Genomic DNA, 2116 nt, shown 5'->3' with positions numbered 1-2116 from the left:
CCTGACCGGGCCGAGATCCGGCCTTTCCAACGAATGTTGAGGAGCTCTAATGATCCGATCCGTGGTTATCGTGGGCGGTGGTACGGCCGGATGGATGACGGCCAGCTACCTGATGGCGGCGTTCGGCGACCGGATCGACGTGACCCTGGTGGAATCACCCCAGGTGAAACGGATCGGTGTCGGCGAGGCCACCTTCAGCACGGTACGGCACTTCTTCGACTACCTCGGACTTGACGAGGCCGACTGGCTACCGAAATGCGCCGGAGGCTACAAACTCGGCATCCGCTTCGAGAACTGGAGCGGAACGGGCGAGTACTTCTACCACCCGTTCGAGCGGCTACGCGTGGTGGACGGATTCTCCATCGCCGACTGGTGGCTCGAACTGGGCGACCGCAGCAAGCCGTTCGACCGCTCCTGCTTCATCACCTCGGCACTCTGCGAGGCCAAACGCTCACCACGAATGCGCGACGGTTCGCTTTTTGCCTCCGAACTGGACAACCCACTGGGCCGCTCCACCCTGGCCGAGCAACGCGCCCAGTTCCCCTACGCCTACCACTTCGACGCCGACGAGGTCGCCAGATACCTGGCCGACTTCTCCGTCAAACGCGGCGTCCGCCACATCCTGGACAACGTGCAACACGTCGCCCAAGACGAGCGCGGCTGGATCAGCCACGTACACACCGCAGCCCACGGTCAGATCGCCGGCGACCTCTTCATCGACTGCACCGGCTTCCGCGGCATGCTGATCAACCAGACACTCGGCACCGAGTTCCAGTCCTTCGAGGACGTACTGCCCAACAACCGCGCGGTCGCGCTCCGGGTACCGCGTGAACAGGCCACCGACATGAGCCCCTACACCACGGCGACCGCGATGAGCGCGGGCTGGATGTGGACCATCCCGCTGTTTCGCCGCAACGGCACCGGTTACGTCTACTCCGACCAGTTCATCAGCCCAGAAGAGGCCGAACGGGAACTACGCCAGGCCGCCGCGCCCGGCCAAGAAGACCTCCCGGCCAACCACATCCGGATGCGCATCGGCCGCAACCGGGACTCATGGGTCAAGAACTGCGTGGCGATCGGCCTGTCCAGCGCGTTCGTCGAGCCACTGGAGTCCACCGGCATCTTCTTCATCCAGCACGGCATCGAGCAGCTCGTCAAGCACTTCCCCGACGAGCGATGGGACAGCGACCAGATCGCGGCCTACAACACCCGGGTCGCGAACGCCGTGGACGGGGTGAAGGAGTTCCTGGTCCTGCACTACAAGTCCGCGCAGCGCGACGACACCCCGTACTGGAAGGAGGCCAAGACCCGCGCGATGCCGGCCGGGCTGCGCGAGAAACTCGATCTCGCCCGCTCACGCCTGCTGGACGAGGAGACCATCTACCCCTACTTCCACGGATTCGAGAGCTACTCCTGGAACGCGATGAACCTCGGTCTGGGCCACCTGCCCCGCACGGCGCCGCCGGCCTTGAAACACCTCGACCCGAGCAACGCCCTGGCCGAGTTCGCCCGGATCAGGGCAGAGGCCGAGGAGATGGTCGCCGCGCTGCCCAGCTGTTACGAGTACCTGGCCGGTATCAATGGCTGACCGGCATCACCTCGTGACGCCGGAGGCCTTCCGCGGCTTCATGAGCTCCTACTTCACCGGTGTCACGATCATCACGTCCATCGACGGCGACGAGCGGCCACACGGGCTGACCTGCAACTCGCTCACCAGCGTGACACTCGACCCGCCGACGCTGCTGGTCTGCCTGGACATCCGCAGCGGGACACTGGCCGCGGTCAGCAGCCGGGGACAGTTCACGGTGAACCTGCTCGACGACGGCGCCCAGAGCACCGCGGAACTCTTCGCCTCGCCGAAACCCGACCGCTTCGACCAGGTCTCCTGGCGGCGGACGGCGCTCACCGGGCTGCCCTGGCTGGTCGAGGACGCCTTCGCGGTGGCCGAGTGCCAGGTGGCCGAGACGCTGGTCGTGGGCGACCACGCGGTGCTCTTCGGCCGGGTGGTGAACGTACAGGCCGGCCCTGGAAACCCGCTGCTGTACGGCATGGGGGCGTTCTCGGGCTCAAGACCGCGGCCGGTACCGGCCTCCTGACCCGCCCGGCAGGCACGACC

General features: G+C 66.2%; 2 protein-coding genes. Both read left to right on the top strand.

The window, feature by feature from the left end:
- The first annotated feature begins 49 nt into the window (after window positions 1-49).
- A complete protein-coding gene (locus AB0J58_RS44755; protein ID WP_364227894.1) occupies window positions 50-1588 on the top strand; it encodes a tryptophan halogenase family protein in 1539 nt (512 codons plus the stop codon).
- A gap of 13 nt (window positions 1589-1601) precedes the next feature.
- On the top strand, window positions 1602-2096 hold the full coding sequence (locus AB0J58_RS44750; protein WP_364227891.1) for a flavin reductase family protein: 495 nt from the start codon (window positions 1602-1604) through the stop codon (window positions 2094-2096).
- Window positions 2097-2116 lie beyond the last annotated feature (20 nt).

It is taken from the genome of Streptosporangium sp. NPDC049644 (genome assembly GCF_040675205.1).
Taxonomy (GTDB): domain Bacteria; phylum Actinomycetota; class Actinomycetes; order Streptosporangiales; family Streptosporangiaceae; genus Streptosporangium; species Streptosporangium fukuiense.
This window is presented reverse-complemented; position numbering and strand designations above follow the sequence as displayed.